Annotated in this window: 28 protein-coding genes, 1 pseudogene and 1 riboswitch; of the genes and pseudogenes, 11 read left to right on the top strand and 18 right to left on the bottom strand. The window is 37.2% G+C overall.

The window, feature by feature from the left end; all coding sequences use genetic code 11:
• Positions 1–160: 160 nt before the first annotated feature.
• On the top strand, positions 161–538 hold the full coding sequence (locus ACW0TQ_RS08870) for an FAS1-like dehydratase domain-containing protein (RefSeq protein WP_193063165.1): 378 nt from the start codon (positions 161–163) through the stop codon (positions 536–538).
• A 151-nt stretch (positions 539–689) separates the two neighbouring features.
• Here ACW0TQ_RS08870 and ACW0TQ_RS08865 read toward each other — a convergent pair whose 3' ends face one another.
• Both ACW0TQ_RS08865 and ACW0TQ_RS08860 read right to left on the bottom strand, forming a co-directional pair.
• Complete coding sequence (locus ACW0TQ_RS08865; RefSeq protein ID WP_455725578.1) at positions 690–1,394, bottom strand: SDR family NAD(P)-dependent oxidoreductase; 705 nt, start codon at positions 1,392–1,394, stop codon at positions 690–692.
• A 286-nt stretch (positions 1,395–1,680) separates the two neighbouring features.
• The gene (locus ACW0TQ_RS08860; RefSeq protein ID WP_193063213.1) at positions 1,681–2,766 is read right to left on the bottom strand and encodes an NAD(P)H-dependent flavin oxidoreductase; all 1,086 of its coding nucleotides are present in this window, start codon (positions 2,764–2,766) and stop codon (positions 1,681–1,683) included.
• A 196-nt stretch (positions 2,767–2,962) separates the two neighbouring features.
• Between ACW0TQ_RS08860 and ACW0TQ_RS08855 the strand changes: the two genes are divergently transcribed.
• Positions 2,963–3,835, top strand: a complete 873-nt coding sequence (locus ACW0TQ_RS08855; protein ID WP_212929585.1) for a LysR family transcriptional regulator — start codon at positions 2,963–2,965, stop codon at positions 3,833–3,835.
• A gap of 563 nt (positions 3,836–4,398) precedes the next feature.
• Positions 4,399–4,494 carry a hypothetical protein gene (locus tag ACW0TQ_RS08850; RefSeq protein WP_425313062.1) on the top strand — a complete coding sequence of 32 codons (96 nt, stop codon included), beginning with the start codon at positions 4,399–4,401 and terminating at the stop codon, positions 4,492–4,494.
• Positions 4,495–4,581: 87 nt separating this feature from the next.
• On the opposite strand, the gene ACW0TQ_RS08845 is transcribed toward ACW0TQ_RS08850, so the two are convergent.
• Complete coding sequence (locus ACW0TQ_RS08845; protein ID WP_455725577.1) at positions 4,582–4,962, bottom strand: DUF6220 domain-containing protein; 381 nt, start codon at positions 4,960–4,962, stop codon at positions 4,582–4,584.
• An 87-nt stretch (positions 4,963–5,049) separates the two neighbouring features.
• Positions 5,050–5,544 (bottom strand): hypothetical protein, encoded by a 495-nt coding sequence (locus ACW0TQ_RS08840; RefSeq protein WP_256705948.1) that lies wholly within the window; start codon positions 5,542–5,544, stop codon positions 5,050–5,052.
• A gap of 569 nt (positions 5,545–6,113) precedes the next feature.
• Positions 6,114–6,267: riboswitch (cyclic di-AMP (ydaO/yuaA leader) on the top strand.
• A 78-nt stretch (positions 6,268–6,345) separates the two neighbouring features.
• On the opposite strand from ACW0TQ_RS08840, the gene ACW0TQ_RS08835 reads away from it, so the two are divergent.
• From ACW0TQ_RS08835 to ACW0TQ_RS08825, 3 genes are all read left to right on the top strand, one after another.
• Complete coding sequence (locus ACW0TQ_RS08835) at positions 6,346–6,528, top strand: hypothetical protein (RefSeq protein WP_455725576.1); 183 nt, start codon at positions 6,346–6,348, stop codon at positions 6,526–6,528.
• A 228-nt stretch (positions 6,529–6,756) separates the two neighbouring features.
• Complete coding sequence (locus ACW0TQ_RS08830) at positions 6,757–7,422, top strand: potassium channel family protein (protein ID WP_212929588.1); 666 nt, start codon at positions 6,757–6,759, stop codon at positions 7,420–7,422.
• Positions 7,406–8,752 carry a TrkH family potassium uptake protein gene (locus ACW0TQ_RS08825; RefSeq protein ID WP_212929589.1) on the top strand — a complete coding sequence of 449 codons (1,347 nt, stop codon included), beginning with the start codon at positions 7,406–7,408 and terminating at the stop codon, positions 8,750–8,752. The genes ACW0TQ_RS08830 and ACW0TQ_RS08825 overlap by 17 nt, the downstream gene beginning before the upstream one ends.
• Positions 8,753–9,067: 315 nt before the next feature.
• On the opposite strand, the gene ACW0TQ_RS08820 is transcribed toward ACW0TQ_RS08825, so the two are convergent.
• The 5 genes from ACW0TQ_RS08820 to ACW0TQ_RS08800 all read right to left on the bottom strand — a co-directional run bounded on the left by ACW0TQ_RS08820 (position 9,068) and on the right by ACW0TQ_RS08800 (position 11,072).
• A complete protein-coding gene (locus tag ACW0TQ_RS08820; protein WP_212929590.1) occupies positions 9,068–9,268 on the bottom strand; it encodes a hypothetical protein in 201 nt (66 codons plus the stop codon).
• Between the two features lie 240 nt (positions 9,269–9,508).
• The gene (locus ACW0TQ_RS08815) at positions 9,509–9,889 is read right to left on the bottom strand and encodes a VOC family protein (RefSeq protein ID WP_212929591.1); all 381 of its coding nucleotides are present in this window, start codon (positions 9,887–9,889) and stop codon (positions 9,509–9,511) included.
• Between the two features lie 245 nt (positions 9,890–10,134).
• Positions 10,135–10,464, bottom strand: coding sequence for an LbetaH domain-containing protein (locus tag ACW0TQ_RS08810; protein ID WP_455725575.1), 330 nt, complete (start codon positions 10,462–10,464; stop codon positions 10,135–10,137).
• 51 nt (positions 10,465–10,515) lie between these two features.
• Positions 10,516–10,662 carry a LysR substrate-binding domain-containing protein gene (locus ACW0TQ_RS08805; protein WP_246529059.1) on the bottom strand — a complete coding sequence of 49 codons (147 nt, stop codon included), beginning with the start codon at positions 10,660–10,662 and terminating at the stop codon, positions 10,516–10,518.
• A 107-nt stretch (positions 10,663–10,769) separates the two neighbouring features.
• The gene (locus tag ACW0TQ_RS08800) at positions 10,770–11,072 is read right to left on the bottom strand and encodes an RpnC/YadD family protein (RefSeq protein WP_455725574.1); all 303 of its coding nucleotides are present in this window, start codon (positions 11,070–11,072) and stop codon (positions 10,770–10,772) included.
• Positions 11,073–11,081: 9 nt separating this feature from the next.
• Here ACW0TQ_RS08800 and ACW0TQ_RS08795 point away from each other — a divergent pair, with 9 nt between their 5' ends.
• Positions 11,082–11,282 (top strand): hypothetical protein, encoded by a 201-nt coding sequence (locus ACW0TQ_RS08795; protein ID WP_332094236.1) that lies wholly within the window; start codon positions 11,082–11,084, stop codon positions 11,280–11,282.
• Between the two features lie 167 nt (positions 11,283–11,449).
• Here ACW0TQ_RS08795 and ACW0TQ_RS08790 read toward each other — a convergent pair whose 3' ends face one another.
• The 5 genes from ACW0TQ_RS08790 to ACW0TQ_RS08770 form a co-directional block, all read right to left on the bottom strand.
• The gene (locus tag ACW0TQ_RS08790) at positions 11,450–11,779 is read right to left on the bottom strand and encodes a hypothetical protein (protein WP_212929593.1); all 330 of its coding nucleotides are present in this window, start codon (positions 11,777–11,779) and stop codon (positions 11,450–11,452) included.
• Between the two features lie 192 nt (positions 11,780–11,971).
• The gene (locus ACW0TQ_RS08785; RefSeq protein ID WP_212929594.1) at positions 11,972–12,994 is read right to left on the bottom strand and encodes a ZinT family metal-binding protein; all 1,023 of its coding nucleotides are present in this window, start codon (positions 12,992–12,994) and stop codon (positions 11,972–11,974) included.
• Between the two features lie 367 nt (positions 12,995–13,361).
• Positions 13,362–13,490: a hypothetical protein gene (locus ACW0TQ_RS08780; protein ID WP_256705946.1), complete on the bottom strand. Its 129-nt coding sequence runs from the start codon at positions 13,488–13,490 to the stop codon at positions 13,362–13,364.
• Between the two features lie 170 nt (positions 13,491–13,660).
• Complete coding sequence (locus ACW0TQ_RS08775; RefSeq protein WP_455725573.1) at positions 13,661–14,005, bottom strand: LLM class flavin-dependent oxidoreductase; 345 nt, start codon at positions 14,003–14,005, stop codon at positions 13,661–13,663.
• 338 nt (positions 14,006–14,343) lie between these two features.
• Positions 14,344–15,099, bottom strand: coding sequence for an SDR family NAD(P)-dependent oxidoreductase (locus ACW0TQ_RS08770; RefSeq protein ID WP_455725572.1), 756 nt, complete (start codon positions 15,097–15,099; stop codon positions 14,344–14,346).
• 218 nt (positions 15,100–15,317) lie between these two features.
• On the opposite strand from ACW0TQ_RS08770, the gene ACW0TQ_RS08765 reads away from it, so the two are divergent.
• Together ACW0TQ_RS08765 and ACW0TQ_RS08760 are read left to right on the top strand one after the other, a co-directional pair.
• Positions 15,318–15,731, top strand: a complete 414-nt coding sequence (locus ACW0TQ_RS08765; RefSeq protein WP_256706289.1) for a MerR family transcriptional regulator — start codon at positions 15,318–15,320, stop codon at positions 15,729–15,731.
• Between the two features lie 745 nt (positions 15,732–16,476).
• Positions 16,477–17,058, top strand: a pseudogene (locus ACW0TQ_RS08760) (N-acetylmuramoyl-L-alanine amidase family protein); the annotation flags it as partial.
• A gap of 160 nt (positions 17,059–17,218) precedes the next feature.
• On the opposite strand, the gene ACW0TQ_RS08755 reads toward ACW0TQ_RS08760, so the two are convergent.
• A complete protein-coding gene (locus ACW0TQ_RS08755; protein ID WP_455725571.1) occupies positions 17,219–18,112 on the bottom strand; it encodes a hypothetical protein in 894 nt (297 codons plus the stop codon).
• A 676-nt stretch (positions 18,113–18,788) separates the two neighbouring features.
• Here ACW0TQ_RS08755 and ACW0TQ_RS08750 point away from each other — a divergent pair.
• Positions 18,789–19,892, top strand: coding sequence for a DNA alkylation repair protein (locus ACW0TQ_RS08750; RefSeq protein WP_256705941.1), 1,104 nt, complete (start codon positions 18,789–18,791; stop codon positions 19,890–19,892).
• Between the two features lie 247 nt (positions 19,893–20,139).
• On the opposite strand, the gene ACW0TQ_RS08745 is transcribed toward ACW0TQ_RS08750, so the two are convergent.
• Positions 20,140–20,337, bottom strand: a complete 198-nt coding sequence (locus ACW0TQ_RS08745; RefSeq protein ID WP_042532689.1) for a cold-shock protein — start codon at positions 20,335–20,337, stop codon at positions 20,140–20,142.
• Positions 20,338–20,555: 218 nt separating this feature from the next.
• Complete coding sequence (locus ACW0TQ_RS08740) at positions 20,556–21,194, bottom strand: type 1 glutamine amidotransferase family protein (protein WP_256705940.1); 639 nt, start codon at positions 21,192–21,194, stop codon at positions 20,556–20,558.
• A 123-nt stretch (positions 21,195–21,317) separates the two neighbouring features.
• On the opposite strand from ACW0TQ_RS08740, the gene ACW0TQ_RS08735 reads away from it, so the two are divergent.
• Entirely contained in the window at positions 21,318–22,250 is a 933-nt protein-coding gene (locus tag ACW0TQ_RS08735; RefSeq protein WP_212929579.1) for a helix-turn-helix transcriptional regulator, read from the top strand.
• Positions 22,251–22,442: 192 nt separating this feature from the next.
• Here the strand turns inward: ACW0TQ_RS08735 and ACW0TQ_RS08730 are convergent, their stop codons facing one another.
• A complete protein-coding gene (locus ACW0TQ_RS08730) occupies positions 22,443–23,033 on the bottom strand; it encodes an NAD(P)-binding domain-containing protein (protein WP_455725570.1) in 591 nt (196 codons plus the stop codon).
• Positions 23,034–23,039: the final 6 nt, after the last annotated feature.

Genomic DNA, 23,039 nt, shown 5'->3' with positions numbered 1-23,039 from the left:
TTTTTAAAAAACGCCCTGCCATAAATAAGCTGACAAGAAGAATAGCGAGTTATATCATATCAGCACACATGATGGATAGCTTAAAGAAGTAAACTACTATAAAATAAAAATATATTTTTAAAATAATTACTATTTACAACTAACCGGAGGAATAGAAATCATGTCATTAAAAGCTGGAGACACCATTACATTTGAACGAACCTTTACATTAAAGGATGTTGAATTATTTACAGCACTTTCGGGTGATGAAGGCATTCATCATCAAACTCCTGATGAACAAGGAAGGCTTGTTATTCAAGGCCTGTTGACTGCCACACTGCCGACCAAAATCGGCGGAGATAATAACGTGCTTGCCCGTAATGCAAATTTTGAATTTCTACGCCCTGTCTTAACCGGAGACACGATCACTTGTGAAGTATTCATTGAAGAATATAAAGAAACAAAAAAGAATCGAAAAACAATTGATACGACCTTCTTATGTAAAAACCAACACGGCAAAAACGTATTAAAAGGAAGCTTTTCCGGGATAATACTTTAAATTTTGTCAGATCTTTATATTGGGAAAATGAAAAAGGAGCAGAGGAATACCTCCCCCTAAAGCAGGCCTGAAAACTACTACAGGGGGAGTAAATCGTAAAAATAATGTGTTTAAAATCGCTTCATTACAATATATTTCAAAAGAGAAAAAATTAAGGCAAACTCAGCTTGGTTGTTCTGCCTCCATCTACTGTATAAACCTGTCCTGTGATAAAGCCTGCTTCATCAGCAGCGAGAAATGCTACCAGCGCTGCTACCTCCTCCGGTTTTCCGGTCCGTCCCACAGGATGAATTTTTCCGAGATCGCGTTTGAATGCTTCGGCATCTGGTGAATTTTCGATAAGATTAATGTTCAAATCGGTGTCAATCCATCCAGGCGCAACAGCATTGCAACGTATTCCTTCATGTCCATGATCAACTGCTATGGAACGAGTTAACCCTAAAATTCCCGACTTTGTGACAGCATAGGCTGCATGCCCGGGATTTGCAGCCAGCCCCTCCACCGAACTGGTATTGACAATACTGCCTTGTGTCTTGCGCAGATAAGGCAAAGTGGCACGAGTCAATAGAAACGGTGCAGTCAGATTCAAATCGATGTTGCGCTGCCAGTCCTCTAAGGTCATTTCTTCAATTCCTGCTTCCATCATCATGCCAGCATTATTAATCAGAACATCCAGCTTTCCAGCACGGTCAATGACCTCCGCTACAACGCGCTCAGGTGTCTGTGGATCGGAGAAATCAGCAGGAATCCAGTCGAACATCTTATCCTCGCCGCGCTGCGCAGTGATGACAGTCGCCCCCTCTTCATGCAGGCGACGCGCGATGGCTTGCCCGATTCCCGAACACCCCCCTGTCACCAATGCTACTTTACCTTCAAAACGATTCATTTGGTTTGTCATTATCCTATTCCCCCTTTGCCTAATCATGTTACACATTTGGATGGACGCTGTAAAACACGGGGATTATGGGGGAGCTAGGTCATATATAAGGCAATCTATTTTTGCCTCTATTGAGTCAAGTGATATTAAGGCTGCAATATTATTGTATCGACAGCCCCTGCTTTACATATCTTGCATATTAAAAAGGGACAGCCTAATAATTCAGCTGACCCCATCATACAAAAACAAATCAATAACACGATTTTTATATATTTACATTTAATTTTTTAGCTTCTGCAACCATATTTTCAATTAATGCTTCAACCGTTTGGCTCTTAGCTAACCTGGTACTTTGCCCGGACCAAAGAGACATGAAATCTGGATTATTCTCTGCAGAGGCAGCTTTTCTAATATCCTGCGTCAGTGTATTTTGAACAGGAAAATCCGGCAAATATACTTCATGATTTTGCATTTCTAAGATAAAATGATTTTTAACTCCCCGCGCCCATTTACCAGAAAATGACCGGGTGTAGACCGTTTGATCCTCACTAATGCTCAGAACGGCTTCCTTGTGGACCGGATGTGCTCCGCTTTCGACACAAGTCAGGAAGGCCGTCCCCATTTGCACTCCCTGTGCACCTAAACACATCGAGGCTGCTAATCCTCTCCCATCCATGATTCCTCCAGCAGCAACGACAGGTATCGTTATCGCATCCGTCACTTGTGGTAGCAGGGACATTAAACCGACAGAATCAGAGCTTTCCTGTTCCTGATTAAGAAACCCTCCTCGGTGACCTCCAGCTTCACTTCCCTGGACCACGACCATATCCATTCCTGCCGCTTCATTTTGAACTGCCTCCATAACCGTTGTAGCCGTTCCCATCAGCGTTATATTATGTTGTTTTAATTCTGCAATCACTTCCTGGGATGGAATGCCAAAGGTAAAGGAACAAATAGGAACCTGTTCTTCGATGACAACCTGAATCTGTTCTTTAAATGCTTCCAAAACTTCATTATAATCAGCAATTCCAAAGTTATCCTTATCAGGTAAATGTAATTGCTGACGAATTGTGGTTAAAGCCTGATTCGCCGCTTTCATACTATCTTCTGAAACATCAAATGGTTGAGGGACAAACAAATTAATTCCAAACGGCTTGGATGTCAGCTTCTGAATTTCCTTGATTTGATCCCGTATTTGCGTTGGAGCCATGTACCCTGCCCCAATCATCCCCAAACCGCCTGCATTCGAAGTCTCGGCTACTAATTTTGAAGTAGTCACCCCGCCAGCCATTGGTGCCTGTATAATCGGATACGCTATCTTTAAACATTTTGTCATTTCATTACGTAGCATCATTTCCCGCCTCCCTATTCTTTTCCTTTACGCCTCTATTCTTCTTATCATGCAGCATTTCATTGTGGACTATATGGTTTTCGATTAAATAATGATATATAAATTATACAATTTTTTTGGTATATTGAATAATACGTAATTATGATATTGGATATCAATACATTAGATAGCAAAGAAAACCGGGGGAGGGACTTATATGGATTTGCATTTATTAAACATTTTTCGTACGGTTGCGAGGCTGGGGAGTATTTCACAGGCTGCAAAAGAGCTCCAATATGCACAATCAAACATTACCATGAAAATTCAGCAATTGGAGAAAAGCCTGCAAAGCCCCCTTTTTTATAGATATAATCGCGGGATGACATTGACGGACAAAGGAAGCTTGCTTTTAGCATACAGCGAAAAAATATTCCATCTGATAGAAGAGACAGAAGCGGCGATGAAGGATGACCAGACACCCGACGGATCGTTAATTATCGGGTCAATGGAAACAACTGCGGCCGTGCGTTTACCGCCTTTTCTTTCAACGTATCATCAGACTTTTCCCAAAGTGGATTTAACCTTAAAAACAGGTCCTACCGAACAAAATATCCAGGGTGTGCTTCAGCATCAGATCGACGGTGCATTTATTGCCGCACCTGTTGAGCACCCTGCTCTCATCCAAAAGGAAGTATTCGAAGAGGAAATGGTTCTGATAACCGATACGAAGCATCCGGATATCTCTTCCATCGAAGATATTCAAACCGATACCATACTCGTCTTCCGTTCAGGGTGTGCTTACCGGGAAAAGCTTGAACATTGGCTGCATCAGGAGGGGTTGATTCCTGCTAAAATTATGGAGCTCGGAACAATGGAGGCAATTATTGGGTGTGTATCGGCCGGACTTGGCCTAAGCCTGCTTCCATTAAGTGTTGTTTCCAAGTATATACAAGAGGGAAGCCTGAAACAACACTCTATCCCTCATCCATACGAAAAAGTGAAAACCATATTTATTTATAGAAAAGACAGGTATATTCCGGCATCTTTGACGGCTTTTATCAACCTATTTCAGGAGGAGGTGAGGTCTTAAATAAGAAAAACCGGACAACGAGCCTGCTGACATAAGAAAACATGAAGAAACCTTATAAAATCAACGTTTTCAGGCAGTGCTCAAGTGGAATTTGTACAAAAACCATAATTTCTAAAAAATAGACACCTAAAATGAGCGTCTGTTTTTTACTTTAATTTTTATGAGAAAATACTTTCTTAAAGAGCATCTTCAAGGAAATGAAATATCAGAGAAGACATTAAAATCATGACTTTTTTCTAAAAGTGTGATAATGAACAAATAAATCCCCCCCCCCTGCTTCTAACATGGGGGGAGATAAACATTAGGAAACAGTTCCAAAAATACCTTGACGCCTATAGGCACAACAGTTTGGAGTACATCAAAATGATGTCAAATTTTTAATGCTTGTTGTCATCTTTTTTAATTAAGAGAAATATACATGAATCTTGCATTTTAGTATTAAAAATTAAAGGACAGCATCCAAGCATACAGGTATTATATAATCTTGTATCGTTACTCAATGTGTCCGTTGAGGAGTTTTTTCTGCCTGCCTCGGTTATGATAAAAAATACAAAAAGAAGACTATTAGAAAAAAACTTGATAATTTAACAGATAATGACCTTATTATTATGGAAAGCGGTGCTAATGGAATTATTAAATCAAAGACAGTGGAGGGATAGTCATCCTCCATCTTTTTTTAGATTAAACACTGCTATTACAAAAGATAAATGCCTAAAATATTTATCATAATTAAAGTAGATAATGTATCAAGTCCTGTTTTTTAGAAGAACTATAGAACGATACAAATTTCCAATTGATAAAATCGTTATCAAAACCCCTAAAACAGGGTGCAATGCTCCTAAATAAGAATGTAGAAAACCGAGGTTTGCACTTGCGTACAATGTCACAATAAGTATAAACAACCCCAGAATGAAAAAATAATCATTCTTTTTGGAATTACCCATAAAAGCACCAATCATCATTATTACTGGTACATTCAATCCAAACAAGTGAACCAGCATTTTATGAGCAGACCAGAACTGTCCTCCTCCAAAAATTGCCATACCTGCCAGAAAAAATTGTGCTAATGTACATATTAAAAAAATCATTGAAAAAACAGCATAAATCCAGCGTCCCGTAATTTGCATTTGTATTAGCCTCCTTTAGTGTTAATTCTCAGGGTACTATTAAAAAATAAATAATTTATTAGATAAATATTAAATATTTCTTAAATGTCATTGTTCCAAGGATTGAACAAGTTCATCTCTGTTTAAAGTGACAAATCCGTCAATTGTTTCCTCAGAACCTTCTATAAAACAAGCAATCATTAAAGTATTTCCAGAATGTTCGTTAATGATTTTATCCCCTAACTGGTACATCTGGTCTTTAAGGCTGTTATTTACAATGGTTTCATTGACAGTTAGCTCTCTTATATTTTTTCCTTCTAAAATCTCCATATTAGGATGTTTATCTGTGTCAACGGAAAAATACATAACATCTAAATTTTGTTCTCCATCTATTTCTAATTGTGCAAAGGTCATATCTAATGGTGAGGTTCCACCATTCAGTTCATTACTGATATCTTCCACTTGATCTTCTGTCAATTCTGAAATAACAATTTGTCCTTTTTCTTCTGAATCAATTACAGCATGGTCAGCTTCCAAATTTAGTAATGATGAACTATCCGCCAAAGATAATCCATTAGCCAAGCCTGTAATAAAAAATACCAAAAAATAAATCGCATCCCATCGTCAAGGCTAACAATGTGTACTTTAATTTAGATCGTTTTATCTCCCTAAATGCTAAAAACATTTTTATTCCTCCTTTTTTTCTTATTACTTCTGCGATTATCATAAAACTAAAAAATTCATGATTTCTTATTTAAATATTCCTTAAATAAAAAAGTGTTTTTCTCTTCCTTGAACTTTGTTTGTATGAACAACTTCGACAAGAGGTTCTTCAAGTAGAACAATCATATTACGATATAATGTTGATTGAGGAACTTCACCAAGCATGTTTACTAACCAGGGAATAATATTTGGTTTTCCCATCATTAATTTTTGGATAATATGTAATTTAACGAGATAGAGAAGTACTTCTGAGTTTTCATGCTTTTTATCACCTTCAATTTATTCTATTAGTCAAGTCTTGCATTAATTAATTTCCTAGCTGGCATTATTAAATTTTTTCCTTCCTATTTAATTTATCTGCGTACCAGAATTTGAAAAAAATTGTTGTTGACAATCTTTGGGTTTAGCGTTATTATACTTCTGATTCAACTATAAATATAAAAATTTAATAATCAAAACGACATAATTTCCTAATTCAGGAAAGCGGGGGAACCAACGAAACCTTCTCGTTTCATGGGGTGAATTATTTATTTTTTATAAATAACGGACACTCTCAAGTCCGAATCCGACAGCTAACCTCGTATGTTCATTGAGAGAGAAAATGAAATCCTAGACTTTGCATGCCATTGGAATAATTCTCTTTTCCAATGGCTTTTTTTATTTTTTAGAGAGATTAAATTTATGAAAAAAGAAAATGTAATGGCATGTATATTAATGGAATTGACTGGTAACCTGTTAATAAACAAAGGTGTTTATTTAACACATTTATTTAACGCTTCATTAATTGTTTTATATTTATGCAAAGATGGAGAAAGAGATCATGCAGAAGAACAAGAAATAAGAAGTTTAGCGAATAGATTCTGACGCACAATTTATTTCGCAACTCTATAAAGATGAGATTTACAAAGTCACCACGATTCTTGAAATTGCAAAACAATATCACATCACTCAATTACTTGTCGGACAATATCATCTAAGCCGTTGGGAAATTATAAAAAAAGGGGATTTTATTAATCGCTTGCTAAAGAATTGCGGTGAAATCGATTTGCATATCGTTTCTTTAGAAAAATAAGCATGGGAAGGATCTTATTTATGAAAAAGCAATTTATTGTCATTGGTCTTGGAAGGTTTGGAATTAGTTTAACCAGAACCCTTATCCAAAATAAACATGAAGTACTCGTGGTAGATAAAGACCTGCACCTAGTTGAAGCCATGTCTGATATCGCTACCCAAGCTATTCAGGGAGATTGTACTGATGAAGATGTATTAACAGAGTTAGGTGTGAAGAATTTCAGTCACGCCATTGTTGCTGTAGGAGAAAACTTGGAAACAAGTATTTTAGCAACCCTGTTGTTAAAAGAATTGGGCGTACCAAAGGTAACAGCAAAAGCAAAAAACGCGACACATGGGAAAATGCTGACAAAGATTGGAGCCGACCAAATCATTTATCCGGAAAGAGATATGGGGATACGACTAGGTAAACAACTGAGTTCGGAAAATTTGATTGACTATATTGAGTTATCTCCTGATTATAATCTAGTAGAAATGAAAGCTCCACCAGCAATGAATGGTCGTACACTTCAACAATTAAGCATCCCTGCAACTTATGGGTGTAACATTATGGCTATTAAACATGGAAAACAAATTAATATAACTCCTAAGGCCGAGGACACTATTCAAACAGGGGATACATTGTTATTAATGGGAAATAATGAAGATATTCGACATATGGAGGAAAAATATGAACGAAAACGGTAAACGTCAATGGAATGTGAGCCCGCCTCAGTTGGTGATGTTAATATTTATATTACTTATCACTATCGGAACTATTCTATTAGCCCTGCCTGTATCCTCTGCTAATGGTATATCCATCGGTTGGAAGGACGCACTTTTTACAGCAACATCTGCTGTTTGCGTAAACGGGTTAGTTGTGATAGATACGGGTTCATCTTTTTCGACTTTTGGGCAAATTACCATTATGATTTTGATTCAAATTGGCGGGCTTGGTTTTATGACTTTAGGGGTAATTATTGCCATCCTGCTGGGTAAAAGGATAGGCTTAAAACAACGATTGGTGATACAACAAACGACTCACTCAAGTTCTAATCAAGGTTTAGTCAAACTCTGTTTATATATTATTCTCATTGCTTTATCGTTTGAAATCATAGCAGCTATCATTTTGACTTTTCGATGGATGGGAGATATGGGACTGGGGCAAGCAATGTATTATGCATTATTTCATTCTGTCTCTGCATTCAATAATGCAGGATTTGCTTTATCTTCAGATAGCCTTAGTGCCTATATTCAAGACCCTATAGTGAATATAATCATTATTACGCTGTTTGTTTCCGGAGGCTTAGGCTATATCGTTATTGTTGAGCTCTTCAGGAAACACTCTTGGCGAAAGTTTTCTTTGCATACAAAAGTAGTACTGATGACCTCCGGACTATTAATGATAAGCGGGTTTTTCTTACTTTTTTTATTAGAAAGCTTTAACTCTGCTACATTTGGAGAATTAAATTTGGGAGAGCGCATATCCGCTGCTTTTTTCCAAAGTGCGACACCAAGAAGTGCCGGCTTTAATACGATTGATATTGGAAGCATGTTATCCTCTTCTCAACTGCTTCTTATTATACTCATGTTCATAGGAGCATCATCTGGGGGGACAGGCGGAGGTATAAAGACAAATACCTTTGTCGTTCTAATATTAGCTACTATCAATACTTTTCGTGGTGGCGGACAAATCCATGTATTCCAGCGCCGAATTGCGATAGATACTGTCATGCGAGCATTAGCTGTTGTCGTGAGTTCGCTTGCCTGTGTCCTCATTGTAGCTTTATTATTAACCATCACAGAAGGAATGCTAGAAGAACATTTTTTAGAGGTATTATTTGAAGCTACTTCAGCATTTAGTACTACTGGCCTTTCGATGGGATTAACAAGCGAATTATCACCAATCGGAAAAATAATTGTCACCATAACAATGTTCGCTGGGCGGTTAGGTCCACTGACTTTAGCGTATGCATTAGCAAAGAAAAAAAGAAACTCTAAAATTGGTTATCCAGAGGATCATATCTTAATCGGATAGAAATTATTAATGATGGAGGTGCAAACATTCCAATCATTCCAATTAGATACTTTTTTTCGCCAACTTCATACGCCATACTTTTGGGGTAGTGTATTCATTACCCTTTTTGTATGTCTGCAAGTTACTTTCTCTACTACTTAGATTTTTTAAATGATAGATAACTTTTTAATAATGGTATCATCGTTGAATTGCAATCCCTATTTTGCAGAGAAGGGATTGCTCGCAAGTATGAAAACATGACAATCAAGTTAAGTTAATATTTACCTTTTGCCTTTTCATTTTATTTTTAGTTAAAGAAGGTAAAGCTTTTTTCTTTCACCTCTTTTTATTTTTTATTTCTTTTGCCCTTGCTTCTAATTCCAATAACTTAATAATACCTAAACCAGTAATCGCCGTTAAGAGAATATCTACTAAACCAGTCGCAACAGAAAGGTATCCAGAAAAATAAAGTATCGTTAAACTTATAATCGCAACAGAAAAGAAATAGATAGCAAAAAATCCTAATTTATCATTCATCACTTACCCCTCCCTCGAAATGGTGTCTACTTTTTTCTGTAAGTGACAGAAAATCGACCTCTATTCTCTCTCTATTCAACTAATATGGCTATCTATGAACAGTTCTCTTTGAATTGATAAATATGCCTTTTGTTAATCATAAGCAAATGGATGCTGGATTCCCGGCAATTAAAATATTATCGGGCACTTCCTTTATGACGACGGAATCCGAAGCAACCCTATATCCATCAGCTTCTCCTATTACACAGTCAATTCTATCAAGTTACCTTCCGGGTCCTCAAAGACACTTTCATAATACCCGTCCCCAGTCACACGCGGGCCATTTACAAGCGGGTAGCCATCCTTTTTTAATCTGGCAGTCATTTGGTCAACGAGCTCTTTGCTGCCCAGCGAAAGGGCAATATGAGCCCAGCCTAGCAGTTCAACAGAAGCGGATTGTTCAATATCTGCTCTGCGCATGATTTCTAAGCGTGCAGACGTATCAAATGTTAGAAAATAGGATTCAAACCCCTTCTTTTCATTATGATACTTCTCACCTGCAACCGCCTGAAAATATGTTTCATAAAATGTCTTCATCTTTTCTAAATCCTTCACCCAAATTGCTACGTGTTCTATTTTCATATTTTTTCTCTCCCTTCGGATGGCCACTCTTAACAAGAAATCCAGTCCGAGACTTTGTAATCCATTTAAATAAGTATGCACCTGCTGGATATTGCTTTGTTCGTCATAAGTGCACTTAATTAATATCATTAAATCCATAATAACAGAATTCGTTCCTCTGCTCTTCCATTCTCTACAACAATTATTATGAATACTTTTATTCTACACTTGCTCGATACGCTTCGTACAGGAGCTGCCAATCATTTTTATCTTTTTTCTGTAATTTCTCTTTGAACGCTACAGGGATTCCCCAAAGCAACAACATTTTTGGGTATGCTCTTTGTCACGACAAATCCGGAACCAATCACACTTCCTTCACCAATAGTTACCCCTGGATTGATTACAACATCCCCCGCTACCCAAACATCATCTTCAATCGTAACAGGCGAGGTATATTCTAGACCAGTATTCCTCCCCTCTCTATCAATGGGATGCAGTGCAGTGTAAATGCTGACTCTCGGACCAATCGCAACATTATGAATCTTGTTTAAGTCTAAAAAAATACAGTTAAAATTGCAGAAAAAGTTATTTCCCACATAAATATGCGCACCATGCTGCAATAAAATGGCGGTTTGACAGTATACTGTTTAGATTGGTTTTATTAATACGCCAACGTCTAATAATCCTCGATCCAGCTTATCAATAATATCCTCACCTGTACCACTGAAAATGCTAAACGTTACTTCAGGATAATCTGCAATAAATTCCTCTAGAATCTCTGATAATATTACCACTGCAATTTTTACTAAAGTTATTTTGAAAGTGTACATAAAAAACTTGGTTGCCATCAAGTCATGAAGCAGCAACCAAGTTTGAACTTATGCAACAAGCATCATTTTTCTCATTTGTTTTCTACATTAATTTTCAAGTGATTCCCGAAGCATTTTACTTCTTCCATGTTGAGGCTTGTTAATTGAGTGATTTCTTCATCCGAATAGTTTCTCTCTAACAGCTTGGTGGCAAAATTCCGTTCCGCTTCTACCCTGCCTTGCTTTATTCCCTGTTCTTTTCCTACTTCTACTCCTTCCTGTCTACCTTTTTCTATACCTTGTTTCATGCCTTTTTCCATGCCCTTTTTTGTCGCCTCTTCCTCGATTTCTCTAAACAGTCTTCCAAACGTCGGGGTATCTCTCAATTTTTCCATTCTTTAGCCATGCGTAATCAGAAAAAGCATGCAGGAAGCGCATCTGCTTTCTTAGGAATTCTGCCTTATCTATTAGGCGGCATCGCGATCCCTTTTGTGGGGATTGCCGGAGAAAGTACTGCTGTTCCAATGGGGATCACCATGGTGATTGCCAATCTTGGCGGGTTGTTAAGCTATCTGCTATTTGTTCGTAAAAATCCTTCAGCTTAACATGCGAAAAGGCATTCCAGACTAATAAGCTGGAATGCCTTTTTCAGCTGTTCTTATCTTTCACTTCTCTTCCGATTCCATCCATTTTATAACGAGGGATGTCTCCACCAAATTCCGTACAAGACTTCTACAGGAACGACTCGCTTCACAGCAGGACAATTTTTTACTTAACTAGATTGATTTCCTTCCCAATAAGGAGCTGCATATCCATATGGGCTAGAACGAGGAAAATTATCAATCGCCAGACCTGTGATGACTCCGCCCAAAAATGGCACGCCATATTGGAAAACTGGGTTTCCATAATACGGGCCTCCAAAACCTGGTCCTATAAAGCCAGGCCCATAAAAACCCGGGCCGAATCCCGGGCCAAATCCTGGGCCGAAAAATCCCGGTCCCCACGGCCCCGGTCCTCCAAAAAAGAGCCGGGAATCCATCATTCCATGTTGATTATATTGCTGTGCAGAAGGCATATGCGTCTCATCCATATTCATGCTCATTCCTTTCTCTTTTCACATCCACTTTTAATGTATGCATTCACCTAGAAAAGGAATGGGCTTGGATTCTCGTTCTATTTCTCAATTGCTATTTAAATAGAAAGACTATAAACCTTATAATATAGAATCGATAAGGTTTATAGTCTTTCTTTAATTATCTACATGTAACAGCACATTATAGAAATCCTTAAATGCTTAGTGCAAGTACAGATCATCTATAATCTGTTCCTCGCTCCAATCTTCAGGATAGTAAGTCGGCCATTGGTCAACTTCTTCCAAAAGTTCGTCTTTGTCATCTCCCCAATAAATATGGAAATGAGAAGATTTCTGTGGTGCGATGATATGGTCGCTGAACTGAATGTTCTGAGGTGCTTCCTCATCGCCTTCTTCTAATTCAAACAGGAATCGGACACCACGGTTTCCTGCTTCATATTCAAGGATTTCGTAGCCGTCATATGCATAGGTGCCTGAATAGGTTTCGTCCCCTTCATGGAAGGTAAACTCCCCATCTTCTGTGATTTCGATGTTATCTACATCCGTTGCATAACCTGTGTCATAATACTCCTTGTACTCTTCAAATGTCATATCGTCACTTTCTTCAGCTCGATGCTCATATACTTCGTCAAGAGCACCTTCTTCAAAGTAAGGGTAGATGGATTTCCACTCTCCAGCCCAGTCCGAAATATCTCTGTCTTCCACATCTTCATCATCAAAGTAGCCTTCATACACATCGCCATCATGGTCATCAATTACTACGGTGACAGGCTCCGTTTCACTGATGACTTCATGGTCTTCACCATATAATGTTGCCTTTATCTGCTGGTGGTTTACTGCTTCAGATTCGAAAGTTTCTCCATCTCCGCCGTCAGCTTCTTCCCATTCCCCTTCATCGCCGCCTCTGACATACCAATGCCAATGACCGTCTCCTTCATCTTCAGCTGAGACTGCTGTAAGATTTAATGTATCGCCAGTGTGATAATGGGCATTGAATCCTTCAATCTCAGCACCGCCAGCTTCTGCATTTTCTTCGGACTCATGATCATGGTCGTGATTGTGGTCCGCTTCTTCGTCTGCCTCTGAATCCTCTGTTGCTTCTTCTTCTGTAGCTGCTGCTTCTTCCTCCGACCCGGTATCTTCTTCGTCCGCAGTATCTTGACATGCTGCAAGCACCAGTGCCAGAAATAATATTCCTGCAATTCTGAGCAAGTTTTTACTCATGCAAATTCTCCCTTTCTTTATGTAAATAGTAACGATTACGTTTTACATGTTACCATCATATTTGAAAGAATACAATAGGGGAATGAAGATAAATTTTTTACTATTTTAAAAAGCGTTAATTTTAGTAGGTTTATTTTGGGTGATTACGTAATAGTAGGAAGACGGGTAACCACCTATCTCCCTCATTACATTGGATATAGTTTTATTATCTATTAGTCAGACCTTAAAAGGCTTGCCTTAAGTTAGCTTCTAATTACTGTTTTCACAGATTGAGCATTCAACCCTAAATTTAATGTGGGTATTTTGTAAAATCACTAAAAAACTACCAAATTTTTCTTGGTAGTTTTTTGATAAGAATTATATAATCTCACTCATTACTTTCTTTTAGTAATTCTTTTACCCTTGGAATAACCTTTTCCCCGTATAGACGAATCGTCTGGAAACGCTGTTTTTGAAGCTGTCCCCCCACACTATAAGCTAAATTAAATCGCTGCACGAACGATAGACTCCGGAATACCGCCCACACCACCAACAACATCCAGTTTAGGATAGATTTGAACATAAACCAGTGACTGGGCGTGAGATTGCCTTTCTAAGTGACAGGTTCATTTTTAATTAATTCATTAAGAAGCGCAATCTTTTCTTCAAAAAGTTCATTGTAGTCTCTTAAACTATAACCAAAAAGCGGGAAGACCCCGTATAGGCTCCACGTCCGATCATCCGCCCGTTTGATAAAGCATCAATTGTCGCAAAACGCTCGTATATCCTCACTGGGTCATCTGAACTTAGAACCGTTACTCCTGTACCTAACGTAATATTCTTCGTTACCAAAGAAAGAGCAGCTAAAACGGCCTCTGGACTTGAAATAGCATATTCTTCACGGTGATGCTCGCCTAAAGCAATCGCATCTACACCATATTCATCCGCTGATTTTGCTTCTTCCACAATGTTTCGTAATGATTCTTCATAGCTCATCCGTTCTTTTGTCTCATCTTTAATAAGCAATATCACCAAATGTATCCAGTCCAAATTGTAACTGGTCAACATCTATATTCAAAATTTTTATTGAATGAATCAAATCATACGTTTGTATTCATTTGGTTACTAAAGTTAGCATAAATCTAACGTTTCTTTTTGGGAAGAAGGCACTTTATTTAAACCTGGTTACTTTTAGGAAACTATATGAAATACAAGTGATTTACGTATACCCTTAGAAAAGAGAAATGCAAAAAAACTTCTACTATCCCCCGCTGACAGGCAGTCATAGTAGAAGTTCTTTCATTGTACTAGAATCGATACGGAACTTTTTGAATCAGAACTAAAAAAAAGCGCTGCGTATCTTCAAATAATTATTGAACTGTATATCCTCCATCCACAGATATTGATTGACCAATGACATAGGTTGCGGCCGGTGAACATAACCAGTGGACAACGGAAGCAACTTCCTCCGCTTTACCTATACGGCGAATAGGGAGTTGGCTGATTAATTCCTCCATTGCATCACTTTCATTAATTAACATATTTTCAACCATTGGCGTTTCAATGATTCCTGGTAGAACTGCGTTAACACGGATGCCTTTTGAGGCAACTTCTAAGGCAGTACTCTTCGTTAAACCAATCACTCCGTGTTTAGATGCGTGGTATACGGAACGGCCAGGAACACCAACAATTCCTCCCATGGAAGAACAGTTAACAATAGCTCCTTCGCTGCCTTGTTTCTCAAATTGTTTCAATTCATATTTCATGCAAAGCCAAACGCCCTTCGCATTAACATCCATGACATTATCAAAAACGACTTCTTCTAAATCAACGGTGTCTGTCACCGGGTTTTGAATACCAGCATTGTTAAATGCATAATCTAATCTTCCAAATGTATCAACTGTTTTTTCTACCATTGCTTTAACAGCTTCTTCGTCTGAAACATCACATTGGATGGATATCGCCTGATAGCCTGCATCAACTAAGGCTTGTGCTTCTTGTTTAGGTTCGTTTATATCCACTAAGGCTACACTTGCTCCTTCTTTTGCAAACAATTGTGCCGTTGTAAGCCCCATTCCACCTTTTGCTCCAGTTGCCAGTGCTACTTTACCTTTCATCGTTGTCATGAAAACCACTCCTTATGATTTAATGAGAATACGCTTGTACCTCTGCGTTATTTTCTCTTACAAAACAAATGTTAAGCCTTCCAGTCAACTCGAGGTCAAGCGCTTTTATAAAATTTTTTAAATCATATAGTTAATTGAAGCGTTTGACACTCAGAATATATCACGATAACCTATAGTTATATCGAAGTCTATATTATAAAAAAGAAAGGTGCGTAATGATGAAGACATATTCTATCAGTGAGGCTGCTAAAGAATTGAATCTGACTGTATATACCCTGCGTTACTACGATAAAGAAGGGCTTATGCCTTTTGTAGAACGTACAGCTAGCGGGACAAGAGTGTTTAAAGAATCTGATATCCAAACTTTAAATGTCATTGAATGTCTAAAGGATACAGGGATGCCTATTAAGGAAATTAAAACATTTATTGATTGGATTTCTGAGGGAGATTCTACGTTGCAACAAAGATATGACATGTTTATCGAACGAGAAGCTACGGTAGAAGCACAACTGGAAAAAATGAAAAAGACGATGGAGGTCATCAAGCATAAACGGTGGTATTACAAAACAGCCTTGGAGGCAGGAACGGAAGCTATTCATAAAAAAGATGAAACTGAAATTCCTATGGACTAATGTATGTTCAATCATTTTCGGGAAAGAATGATCCGATGGATTGGCAATCAGGAATGGCTATTGTTTTGAAAAGATATGAATATTTTCAAGCGGTGTTTCTGTTTAATTTTGCATAATCAACACTTGTGCTATTTTTAAAAAAGTTATGGAATATGGTATTCTTTGTCATAAGGACGCCCCTCTGTAGTTTGTATGTTTGTTAACATTCTACGGGAAGGTGTCTTTTTTGTTTTTGTATATTATTGGTTAATCGACACTCGTGAATCTAAAATGCTGACGTGGTAAAACCTCCAACTCACCTCCCGCCTATAATTCTTTGGAGTTTTTGAGGAAGGAGCCCTCTTGGCTGAAACAATAGACTATTCCGTATCTGTTCGTATTTTAATGAATCCTATGGTTTATTGTATCCAACTCCTTTCATTACGGCTAATGGAAGAATACCCCTCCTAACCTGACATCTAGTGTATCAGGATTAAATAATGTTTTTGAAATTTTGGATGTCAAATGAATAAAAGGTGTCAAACGGAATTTCTAACACCTGTCACTTTACGATTTTTTGAACATCCAGAAATATATTTCCTCACTCTATCAACATATCGGCCTATCGACAAATTTTTTAATAGATTCTAAAATGGTTGAATAACTATAAAGAAGGAGGAATAGCATTATCTTTTCCAAACAAGTAAAACAAGACTTAAAAAAGCTTCTGTTTGTTTCTATTATTTTGGGAATTGCCCTAACAGGTATGACTATTTCCCATCATGCAGTAGAAGCAGCAAACACGCGCATTTATATCGATCCAGGACATGGCGGAGCTGACCCAGGGGCATCAGCGAACGGTTTACAGGAAAAGGATGTAACGCTGGATATCGCATTGAGAACCAGAGACATTTTAAATGAACAGTATAGCAGTCACACGATTAAACTTTCACGGACGTCCGATGTAACCAAGTCATTAGATGCGAGAACAAATGAAGCAAATAATTGGGGAGCTAACTTTTTTGTTTCCATACATATCAATGCAGGTAATTCTACAGGCTATGAATCTTTTACATGGAACGGAAGCTATGAAAATAAGGAGAGAACCAACGCCATAAGAAATACAATCCACAATGAAACGGTGGAACAAACAGGGTTCACCGATCGTGGAAAAAAAGAAGCCAATTTACATGTCTTACGCGAATCGAGTGCACCAGCCATTTTAACGGAAAATGGGTTTATCGATAATGCAGCAGATGCGGACAAGCTGAAAAGTGCTGCATCTATAGAAAAAATAGCACAAGGGCATGCGGATGGAATAGCCAAAGCGCTTGGGTTGCCTGCGAAATAAGGTTTTGTTCGTTTTCGAAATCTTAAGCAGGGTTAGAGCAAGTGGAAAAAATCAAATATGTTTGATGGAAAACGTACCGCTATCTACAGGGAAGATGGCGGTACGTTTTTTCTGTTCTTCAAGTATAGGTTATACACTTTATAGTATGGATACCGTCTTAAGACATGAAGGGGAAAACTTTACGTTCAAAGTTAATTATTTCCTCATGTTTGTATTTAAACGCCATATTATCTGTATCTGTGAGAATAAAATTTAGGAAAAAGAGACAAAAATAAGATTGCCGGTACTTAGGCTCAAACGTTAAATGGAAATATTTGCCTGCAGTTTCCCAGTCGATATACCATAAAGTTTTTTCCCCTGCTTCATCAGTTAAAAGAATGTTATCAGACCACAAATCGCCGTGTAAGTTGATAAACGGCAAATTTAGAGAAAGCAATTCTGGGGAAACTTTTTCTATTATTTTCTCAAACTGATGGATATGCTTCCCATTTGAACTTGTGTTCAATAAGCGGTTCAACGTTTGATAATCAACCTTTGAATGAAGCGTTAGATAATTGAAATAACTACGATAATCATCATATATTTTTTTCAAAATGAAAGCTTCATCGTTATCTGTTTTATCTTCAAAATGAACGAATTCTTCCATCAACATGTTGTGCTTGGCGTCTTGATTGATTAATGAGGGGATACGGAAGAAAGGTGAAAAATAAGTATAGTTTGCGATTTTCATTTGATAACTTTCTTTATTGGTACAAATGACAAGTACCTCATCATCTGAAAAAATTTTGATATCGCCATTAATACAGAACCATAAGATACTTCCATTGAAATACTTCAGCCTGGAATCTCCTATTTCCAGTGAAAGTTGATCCTCTTTTTTTGTATTTTTAAGGTTATTAACCATAGGATGAGCAGTTTTTGTTGTATTAAAAACAGTTCTAAGATCTTTATCCAACGTATACAGCCCGTTCTCTAAGTAAGCACTCCATTCTATTACTTGGTCTTTTTTCGCCTGGACTTCTTTAATGTATTTTTTAAATTCTTTTGTCATCCGCTACCTCCTAACCTTTCATACTCAGATTCATTGTAATACAGCTCTCTCAGACATTTCATCAAAACAATTTCTTATTTTATTGTATAAATAGACCATTTGACTTTTATACCTATTTTCTGTCTCTGTTGCGCAACAATTACGCCCGATTCTTGCTGCTCTCACTAGATTTTGTTAAATATTCAGATTTTATCGCTTTTAGCTTTTAAAAACTCCTCAAAATCCAGATTTTTATCCACTTCTTGTTCAGGTGTTTCATCAATAATTTTAAGTAACCCATTCTTAGCTGTATTCATCACCACTTTCATGAATATTTTATTTTATCTCTTCTTGTTTCATTACACTATTATATATTCATGTTTCCAACATTGGTATATAGTCGCGGTTATTTGTTTCATCATTTGAACATTTATAGTTATACAGACAATGAATGGCTGCAATTCCTTGAAAGTAAGGAAGTTTTACAGCCTTTTGTAATTATTTATATCAATATATAAAGGAATACACTTCAAGCATGAGGTTGTATCTATGCTTTTATCATATATTAAGCTATAATAGCCACATACTAGCATGTGAAAGGGAGTAAATCAGCTTGACTATAAAGGCAGTTATTCCTTTGTTATCCCGTTAATTGCGGAGTACTCTCGGCTACACACCATTTGAGAAGGAGAAGCATATGGCAGAATTACTAAAAAACAAGTATAATTACGAGTCCGTTCACGAGCTGGCTTTAAGTATTCGATCTGTATATCATTCGTTTCAGATTGATGATTTTGTCAACGACATTATGGACGAAAGATGGAATGAATTAGGATTGAAAGCACGTATGCGGCAAATTGCAATAAATTTAGGAAAGTATTTGCCAGCCGATTATGAACAGGCGCTTGATATCCTTGATGAAGTCATTGCGGGTTATCCTGCAGGATTTAACGACTTTTCTTTCATGTATTTACCAGATTTTGTTGAAGTCTATGGGCAGGATGAACGCCATTGGGATCTGTCAATTGCTGCGTTAGAAAGATATACCTCATCCTCCTCTTCTGAATTTGCCGTGAGACCTTTTATCATAAACCATGAAGAGCGTATGATGTCCCAGATGGCTGCCTGGGCCAGGCATGACAATGAGCATGTCCGGCGGCTTGCCAGTGAGGGTTGCCGCCCTCAACTGCCATGGGGACAAGCATTAATCAGTTTCAAAAAAGACCCATCGCCAGTTCTTGGTATTTTAGAACAGCTTAAAGCTGATCCATCACTGTATGTCCGTAAAAGCGTGGCCAATAACCTAAACGATATTTCCAAAACACATCCTGACCTGGTTGTAGAAATTGCCAAGGATTGGTACGGTCAAAACGAGCATACGGATTGGATTGTAAAGCACGGGTGCAGGACACTTCTTAAAAAGGGCAACAGGGATGTATTGACCATCTTTGGATTTGCAGATGCCGATTACGTGGATGTTGACGCCTTTACGTTAGATGCTACGTCTATTTCCATTGGCGGGAATATGGTCTTTTCTTTTAAGATTGAGGCAAAAAAAGCAACCAAGGTTCGGCTGGAATATGGCATTGATTATGTAAAAGCAAACGGGAAGCGAAACCGTAAAATATTCCAAATATCCGAGCTTTCTTTAAAGAAAAACGAAACGAAGACTTACACAAAAAAACATTCTTTTGCAAATCTAAGCACAAGGAAGCATTATACAGGCATCCATTCGGTTACGCTTATTGTGAACGGCGTCGAGCAGTATACGCTGGATTTTGAATTGTTAGCTGCTAAATAGGCTAATCTTGGATTCCGTTTGAGCGACTTTATCATTTTCAATATGTACTGCTTCTATTCATGTTACTTCACTTTTTATAAAAATATAATAAAAGGCTATAAATCCTTGTAAAGAAAAGGTTTATAGCCCTTTATTATCATTCAATATCTCGACAATACAATATAGTGCAATACCGTTGATATCATGCGGTCTGTAAAAAATAAAAAGCCTTTCTATGAAAGAAAGACTTTTTATCAATTATAAATTATTACTTAACAACGTTAGTTGCTTGTGGTCCACGGTTACCTTCTTCGATGTCGAAAGTAACTGCTTGACCTTCTTCTAATGTTTTAAAACCTTCGCCTTGAATTGCTGAGAAGTGCACGAATACGTCGTCTCCACCTTCAACTTCGATAAATCCAAAACCTTTATCTGCGTTAAACCATTTTACTGAACCTGTGTTCATATGAAATTCCTCCATTGTGCATAATGCACACATTTATTACTTTGGTTGTTCTGATAATAATTCAAGACGATGATATAAATTGTAAAGTTATGACATAAATCCTGTATTGCTAGCACGAACAATTAAGTTATTTATAATATAACACATGTCACTCAAAAAAGATACCATTCTACATCAGCAGTAAATTCATTAATTTATTCACTCGACATAAAAATAGGTTAATTTTTATTATTAGACGGTAAAGTTTGCATAAGTTCAAAGAAATATTTAGAATCGCCAGTATTAAAATAGTTATACCAAGATTCTAATGTGTTTGATTTAAAAACATCTAAGCACTCAATGATTTGTTTCGTCCATAGCAAAGCTTCAGTGGAACCAGCAGTAATAAGGTTATTAGATGCAATAGATGGTTGATCTATATAAAAATCTTTCCCTTTATAATCAGAACAAACTATTTCAAGGAATCCTGGACCATTGCTAGTATGGGGGCGATTATCTAATATTCCCAAATTTGCAAGTGCCGCAGTAGCTCCACAGATTGCACATACTGTAGCACCTGCAGTGAGCAGCTCGCTTGCTTTTACGAGAATAGTTTCATGCTTTGGATCATTCCATGTATCTGCACCTGGTAATAACAGCATGTTTGTTTCACTTACCATAATGTCATCAATGAAGCAGTCAGGAACTATTGTCATTCCGCCCATTGTACGGATGGGTTGTTTAGAGTAACTGACTGTTTTAATCAATACTTGATTCGCATCTTCTTTGAAAAATCTCCTGGAATTCAACTCCGCTGTAACATATCCCAGTTCCCAGTCTGCTAAAGTATCAAGTACATAAATATAAATTATTTTCATCATTTTCCTCCATTTGATTGTAATAAATTTACTGTTTGATTATTATTATACTTATCTATTGTTGACAACAATATGGCAACAATCTAGAATGAAGAAATATTTTTCCTGAAAGGTGGTTAACAGATGAAGGTTAGCAGGCTTGTTAGCATTATTATGATACTGCTCGATAAACAACGGATAGGCGCACAGGAGTTAGCAAATATGTTTGAAGTTTCAACACGCACAATCTACCGTGATATAGATGCCATCAACATGGCAGGTATTCCAGTTCGCTCAACATCGGGAGTAGGAGGTGGCTTTGAAATTATGAAAAACTACAAAATGGATAGTACGGTTTTTTCTACTGCTGATATTTCTACTATTTTGACAGGACTTTCTAGTCTCTCCAATATGATACAAAGTGACGAACTGATAAACGCCCTTGCAAAAGTAAAAAGTTTTATCCCAGCGGATAGAGTTGACGAGATTCAATTAAAAACGGATCAAATACATATCGATTTAAGTCAGTGGATAGGTTATAGGAATGTACAATCCTATTTAGAAATCTTAAAAATAGCTTTGCAAGAAAACAAACTGCTTTCGTTTGAATATGCCGACCGTCATGGAAACAGCACGGAACGAGAAGCTGAAGCCTGTCAAATTGTATTAAAGGGTAATCATTGGTATTTTCAAGGCTACTGTTATAAAAGAAATGATTTTCGTCTGTTCAAATTAGCTCGTATATCAAACCTAAAATTAGAAGAGATCTTCTTTACGCCACGAGATTATCAAAAACCACTATTGGATTTCACTGATATTTTGGCAACGATACAAACAAAAATCAAACTTCGTATTCATAAATCTATCATGGATAGAGCACTTGATTATTGTAAATATGAAGATTTTTCACCAGACGGTGATGAGTACTACATTGTTACTTTCCCTTTTGTAGAAAATGACTATTATTACAATATCCTTTTAAGTTTTGGTGATAAATGTGAATGTTTAGAGCCTTTACATATCCGAACAGAATTGAAACGGAAAATACATGTTCTAGCTAATTTATATGAAAATTAAATCAAGCATTTCAATTTTATCCTTATATTGTTCTAGTTAGTTAAATCTGTTTACTTTTATCAAGGTAAAATAGTGACATTTAAAACTATACATGATACGTACATATAACATTTTTCCCACAAAGGAATATGGCTTTGCTCGACCAATTCGGAATGTTTCCAACCACCAAAAAAGACTTCGCCCAGCAATATTTTAAGGAACACGTTTCATTGGTTTGCTTTGTGACAGTGTAACTTGGTGTGTCTTACTCAATTCCGCCGCAATTTGAACACCTGTATTACCAGCACCTACGATTAAAACATTCCCATTAGGTATTTGAGATGGATTCTGATATTTGGAAGCATGAATTTCAAAACCTGCTGTCCCATCATGAACCTTTGAAACACAAGGATTGTGAAAAGCTCCAGTAGCAATAACTACTTGTTTAGCTGTATATATTTTATTTGGAGTGGTGACTAAAAACTGTTTCCTCTCATTCTGAGTTAGTCTGATAACTTTCTCACGATGAACGGGTAATTCATTCTGTATTTTAAACGCAGCTAAATAATCTGCAATTTCATTCTTATCTGGAAATCCTTTGGGGTCGCCCTTCAGATGAAACCCATGCAATTGACTGTAACTTCCAGGAGTAAATAAACGTAATGAATCATAACGTTTTCGCCAAGACATGCCAGTTTGCTCATTCTCATCAAGAATAACGAAAGGAATGTTTTTCTGTTTTAATGAAAACCCCAAAGCTAAACCAGCTTGCCCACCGCCGATTATGATAACGTCATATGTCATGGAATA

It is taken from the genome of Oceanobacillus sp. M60, from assembly GCF_053839645.1.
This window is presented reverse-complemented; position numbering and strand designations above follow the sequence as displayed.